Raw genomic sequence first — 6014 nt, 5'->3', positions numbered from 1 at the left:
CCGGAATCCTCCGGCGGGGCCCTTCGTGCTCTCCGGCTCAGGCCGTCCCGAGCCTCAGCAGCGTGACCGAACGGAACTCCTCCCCCGGGCGCAGTCCGGTACCGGGAAAGTCCGGGTGGTGCGGGGAGTCCGGGAAGTGCTGGGTCTCCAGCGCGATCCCGGCGAACGGGCCGTAGGGCACGCCGCTCGCGCCGGTCACCGCGCCGTGGAACTTGTTCGCCGTGTAGACCTGGATGCCGGGCTCGGTGGTCAGCACCTCCAGGGTCCGCCCGCTGACCGGATCCTCCAGCCGGGCCGCCGGGCCCGGGGTGCCGTCCGCCGGACGCGGGCGCAGCGCCCAGTTGTGGTCGTAGCCGCCGGGGCCGGTCAGCTGCGGGTGCTCGTCGTGCACCGACTTGCCGATCGGCCGGGCGGTGGTGAAGTCGAACGGGGTCCCGGCCACCGGCTCGATCCGGCCCACCGGGATCTGCCGCTCGTCGGCGGGGGTGTAGCCGTCGGCGTCGAGGGTCAGCAGGTGGCCGAGGACGTCACCGGAGCCCTCGCCGGCCAGGTTGAAGTAGGCGTGGTTGGTGAGGTTGAGCACGGTCGGCGCGCCGGTCACCGCCCGGTAGCGGATCGCCAGCTCGCCGTCCGGGCCGAGGGTGTAGTCGACGGTGACGTCCAGCGCGCCGGGAAAACCCTGGTCCCCGTCCGGGCTGTGCAGGCTCAGCCGGACGCCGTCCGGCAGTTCCTCGGCCGCCCAGATCCGGTGCGCGAAGCCGTCCGGGCCGCCGTGCAGGGTGATCCCGCCGCCGGTCGGGGCGAGCCGGTGCTCCACTGCGTCGACGGTGACGCTGCTGCCGTCGATCCGGTTGGCGTAGCGGCCGACGACGGTGCCGTAGTGGCGGGCCGGTCCGAGGATGTCGGCGAGCCGGTCGGAGGAGAGCAGCAGTTGGGCCGGGCGGCCGTCCCGGTCGGGGGCGACCAGGGTGTGCAGGGTGGCGCCGAGGGTGAGCACGGTCGCCTCGTAGGGGCCGGCCCGCAGGGTCCACCGCTCGATCGCGGCGCCCGCGCCCGAGGGTTCGAAGGGTTCGCGCCGCACGCTGGTGGTCCGCGGCCCGTTCGCCGGGGGCGTCGCCATGACCTGCTCCTCACTGGCGGGCGGCGGGAGCGCGCCCGCCCTTCGCCGGGGTGCCGGGCCCCGCGCGGGCACGGCTCGGCGTCAGCCTAGCCAGGGCGGACGGTGCGGGGGCGCTCACCGGGCGCCCGCGCGCCGCGCCGGATCCCGCGCGCCTTCGCGGGCCCCGGCTGCCGCCCGGTCCCGCCCGCCGCCCTGCCGCGCCGCCGGTCAGCGGCCCGGGCCGGCCCCGTCGGGCTCCGGCCGCTCGACGGGGTCGGAGCCGTCCCGCTGGGCGGTCAGGCCGAGCGCGGCCGCCAGGCCGTCGGGGCCGCTGCCCGCCTTGCGGTAGACGGCGGCCAGCCGGCGGTTGACCAGGCTGAGCGGGAGCTCCAGCTGATCGGCGATCCGCTGCGCCGGCACGCCCCGCACGGCCAGCCTGGCGATGTCCCACTCCGGCTGACTGAGCGTCTCCCGGACGTCACCGAGCCGGTTGGGCCGCAGGCCGTAGTTGGCCAGCTCCCGCCGGGCCCGGTCGACCAGTCCGTCCGCCGCGCAGTGCTGGGCGAGTTCGATGCCCTGGTAGAGGTACTCCTGGGCGTCCTCCAGCCGGCCGACCCGGCGAAGCGCGGCCCCGAGGTCGACCAGCGCGACGGCGTGCTCGTAGCCCGCCGGCGACTGGCCGAGGTGCGTCACCGCCCGTTCCAGCAGCTCGACCGCCTGCTGGCCGTCCTCGATCTGGGCGTACAGCCGCAGCGCCGTCCCGATCGCCGAGGCGGTGCCGAAGCGCTGCGCGTCGGCGACCGAGCGGCGGGCGTAGGCGCGGGCCCGCTCCGGCTCGTCCTCGGCGAGCGCGATGGCCAGGTGTCCGGCCCAGGGCGCCCAGACGGTGTTGTGCCAGCCCCGCACGTTCAGCTGCGCCCCGGCCTCGGTGAGCGCGGCGGCGGCCCCGGCGGGCCGGCCGACGGCGAGCAGCAGCTTGCCGTAGAGCGAGGCGGCGTCGGGCAGCACCATCGCGGTGGCGTGGTACGGCGGGTGGAAGCCGAAGTCGATGGCGAGTTCCCAGGCCTCCCGGCTGCGGCCGCGGGCGATCAGGGTGTCGATCAGCACACCGACCGCGTCCCAGGCCAGCGGCAGCTTGGGGCTGATCCGCTCGGAGAGCCGCAGCGCCCGGCGCAGGAAGTCCTCGGCCTCGGCGAGCAGGCCGCGCCGGAACCTGGCCAGGCCCATCAGGAAGTAGGCGAAGCCCCGGTGGGCACCGCTCCAGCCCGCCACCTCGAACTGCACGATGGCGTCCGAGAACAGGCGCTCGGCCTGGGCGATCCGGTCGTTGTAGGTGTAGGACAGGCCGAGCGTGGCGGGCAGTTCGAAGCCCCAGGTGTTGTCGGTCCAGCCGAGGCCCTTGGGCAGCCGGCCGTTGTCCAGCACGTCGTCCGCGTGCCGCAGCACCTCTGCGGAGGGCTCGCCGCGCAGGGTGAGGTCCCAGGCCCGCAGCGCCAGCACCGCGCGGTCGGCCGCGTCCCGTCCGGTGAGGCTGTCGCAGAGCGCGCCGAGCCGGGCCGAGCGGGCCGGGCCGTCCTCCTCGGACTTGCGGTAGGCGTGCCACATGAACGACGCGGCCTCCAGCCGGAGCCGGCCCGTGGGGTCGCCGGCGGTCTGCTCGGCCTCGTCCTGGCAGACCAGCGCGGCCTGCCGCAGCTCGCCGCTGTGCGCGAGCACCTCGGAGAGCCGGAAGGTGGCGTCGACCCGCAGCGAGGGGCGCAGCGGTCCCTCCTCCGGGTCGAGCGCGAGCCGCAGCTGGTTGACGGTGGCGCCCGGGTCGGTGAGCAGGGCGGAGCAGCCCAGTTCGTACAGCACCTCGGCGCGGTCCAGGTCGTCCGGCGGTTCGGCGAGCGCGCGGTGGAGGCAGCGCTGGGCGGCCTCGGGCGCACCGATCAGCAGGTGTTCGGAGGCGGCCCGGCGGAGCTTGCGGACGGTGCGGTCGTCGCCCTCGCCCGCGAAGGTCTCGACCAGGTGGCGGGAGGCGGCGAGCAGGCCGAGTCCGGCGTTCTCGATCTCGGCGGCGGCCACGCCGTGCATGCCGGTGCGGGTGGCCTCGGGCATGGTGTTGTAGATCGAGCTGGCGATCAGCGGGTGGACGAACTCCAGGCTGCCGTTCGGGGTCCTGGTCAGGACGCGCTGCCTGCGCAGTTCCTTGATGGACTCGCGGGCGCCCTCGGCGGTCTGGGCGGAGATCCGGGTGGCGAGTTCGGGCCGGATGTCGGTGCCGAGCATCGCGGCGGCCCAGGCGAAGCGCAGGGTGGTGGCGCCGAGCCGGTCCAGCCAGGACTTCAGGGTCATCCCGGTGGCGTCGACGGCGAGTTCGCGCAGCTGCTGGGAGTTCTCCTCGACCGGCTCAAGCTCCTGGTCGCGGACCTGGTCGAGCAGGGCGACGACCTCGAAGGGGTTGCCGTTGACGACGTTCCAGAACTCGTAGCAGAAGGCGTCCTCGGCCTTGTCGCCGAGTTCGGCGCGGATGATGTCGGTGACGGCGACCAGCGAGAGCCGGCTGAGCGCGTGCCGGCGGGTGGCGAGCGCGGTGACGGCGTGCTGGTGCTCCCGGGAGTCCTGCTGCCAGTCGGCGGAGTCGTCGCGGTAGGCGAGGACCAGCAGGACGGGGAGTTCGCGGGCCCGGACGGCGAACTGGGCCAGCCAGCCGAGCGATTCGGCGTCGGCCCAGTGCAGGTCGTCGACGATCATCACCAGCGGGGCGCGGCGCGGGGCGAGCTGGGTGAGGACGAAGTCCAGGCCGTCGCGCACGCCCTGCGGGTCCAGGCGGCGGGCGCCCTTCCTGGGCTGCTTGAGGCCCATCGCCGGTCCGACGACCTCCTCCCAGGTGCCCATCACCTGGCGGAACTCGTCGGGCTGCAGGCCGCCGAGCACCGGCTGGAGCAGCTGGCGGAGCACGTGGTACGGCTCCTTGGCCTGGCGCTCGCCGCCGCGCGCGAACAGCACGGTGGCGCCGTCGCGCACCATCGCGATCCGGCGGACCTCGTGCAGCAGGCTGGTCTTGCCGATGCCGGGACGGCCGGAGAAGGTGAGCAGTTCGCCGATCTCGGTGCCGCCGGCCGCGAACTCGCGGCAGAGTTTGTCCACCGCGGCCTCGGCGGAACGGAGTTCGGCGTCGCGGTCGCGCAGCCTGACCCGGCCGGGGGCGCTCTCCGCCTCCCGCGCGCCGGGCACCCCGTCCGCCCGGAAATCGTTGTCCCGCTCGGTCACCGTCGCGCCTCCGCCTCGCCGATCCCTGCTCGTGGAGCCGAGGTTAGCGCCGCAGGGGGCCAGGTGGTGCGCATTCACGCAGGCGACGGGCGAGATCGGGGGTTCGGAGGGCTTGCCGAGGGCAATTGCCCTATATCCCTAACGTCGGATCATTGCATCAGATACTCTACGCCCCGCACGTCAAGTTGATCATGCCATGACCACGCCTTCCCAGCAGGCATTCCCGCCCCAACTCCCCCGCGAACACGCCGAACACGGCGAACACCGCCGAACACCACAAGAGACCCCATCCTCCGCAGCTCCGGGAGTCCGATGTCTGACGACACCTCACTTCAGATTCCGTTCCCGCACCGACGCAGCGTCCACGGGCCGTACGCCACCGAACTGCACCGCGCCTGGCTGACCCGCCATCCCCTGCTGCCCGATCCGACCCATCCGTCCTACGCGCACTGGGACGTGGTGGACCTCGCCGCGCTCGGCTACCCGGACGCCGGCCCCGACGAACTCGCCCTGGCCGCGGACCTCATGGGCTTCTACTTCCTCTTCGACGACCAGTTCGACGGGCCGCTCGGCCGCCGCCCCACCGAGGTCGCCCCGATCTGCGACCGGCTGATCGCCGTCCTGCACGGCGCCCGCGCCGACCGCGGCTCCGCCGTGGAGACCGCCTTCGCCGACCTGTGGGAGCGCAGCGCCCGTGGCATGCCGGCGCGCTGGCAGGCGCGCGCCGCGTACAACTGGGAGTACTACCTGGCCAGTCACCCCGCCGAGGCGGCCGGCCGGATCAGCCCCCGCCCGCCGGACCGGGCCGGCTACCAGGTGCTGCGGCGCGGTACCGCCGCGATGGAGACCATCTTCGACATGATCGAGCGGCTCGGGCACTTCGAGGTGCCCGCCGCCGTGCTGCACCACCCGGTGCTGCGCCAGATCCGCCAGCTCGCCGCCGACATCCCCTCCCTCACCAACGACGTGCGGTCCTTCCCGCTGGAGGCACCGCGCGGCGACGTCAACAACCTGGTGATGATCGTGCGGCGGGAACGGAACTGCTCGGCCGAGGAGGCCTGCGCCGTGGTGATGGCGGAGGCCCAGCTGATGGTCGAGCGCTGCCGCGAGCTGTACGGGCGACTGCCCGACGTCCACCGGGAACTGGGCCTGGCACGGGTGGAACGGAGCGTCGCCCAGCGCTACGCGGACGGCCTGCTGACCTGGCTGGCGGGCTACCTGAGCTGGGAGCAGCGCACCGGCCGGTACCAGACGGCGTGACCGGGGCGCCCGGGCAGCACCCCGGGACGACTCCGCCCGCGCGGAACGGCGCTGCGGCGGCAGGGCACGGTGGAGCGACCGCTCGGCGCGTCCCGTCGGCGCGTCCCGGTGGTGCCGCCCTCCCGCGCGGCCGGAACGAACCACCCTCCGTCGAACCCCGTCGTACGGACCGTAGCCGAACCCGCCGCCTCCCGCTAGGGTGCTGACCGGCGGGCGCCACCCGGCGGGGTGCGCCCGACCCGCGTGCGCGTCCGTACCCTCCGCCGGGCCGCCGTCCCGGGCGACCCGGCGCGGGGGGGCCGCCCCCGGGGCCCGGGGGGGGGGCCCCCCCCCCCCGGGGCCCCCCCCCCCCCCCCGGCGGCCCCCCCCCCCGGGGGGATAAAAAAAAACACCCCCCCCA

Annotated in this window: 3 protein-coding genes; 1 reads left to right on the top strand and 2 read right to left on the bottom strand. The window is 74.9% G+C overall.

Annotation, left to right across the window (positions count from 1 at the left end; genetic code table 11):
• Positions 1-37: 37 nt before the first annotated feature.
• Positions 38-1120 (bottom strand): aldose epimerase family protein, encoded by a 1083-nt coding sequence (locus tag ACFCX4_RS34020; protein ID WP_376150955.1) that lies wholly within the window; start codon positions 1118-1120, stop codon positions 38-40.
• 207 nt (positions 1121-1327) lie between these two features.
• Positions 1328-4354 (bottom strand): AAA family ATPase, encoded by a 3027-nt coding sequence (locus tag ACFCX4_RS34015; protein WP_376150953.1) that lies wholly within the window; start codon positions 4352-4354, stop codon positions 1328-1330.
• Positions 4355-4666: 312 nt separating this feature from the next.
• On the opposite strand from ACFCX4_RS34015, the gene ACFCX4_RS34010 reads away from it, so the two are divergent.
• Complete coding sequence (locus ACFCX4_RS34010) at positions 4667-5614, top strand: terpene cyclase (protein WP_376150951.1); 948 nt, start codon at positions 4667-4669, stop codon at positions 5612-5614.
• Positions 5615-6014: the final 400 nt, after the last annotated feature.

Origin of the sequence: Kitasatospora sp. NPDC056327, from assembly GCF_042261735.1 — a bacterium.
Taxonomy (GTDB): domain Bacteria; phylum Actinomycetota; class Actinomycetes; order Streptomycetales; family Streptomycetaceae; genus Kitasatospora.
This window is presented reverse-complemented; position numbering and strand designations above follow the sequence as displayed.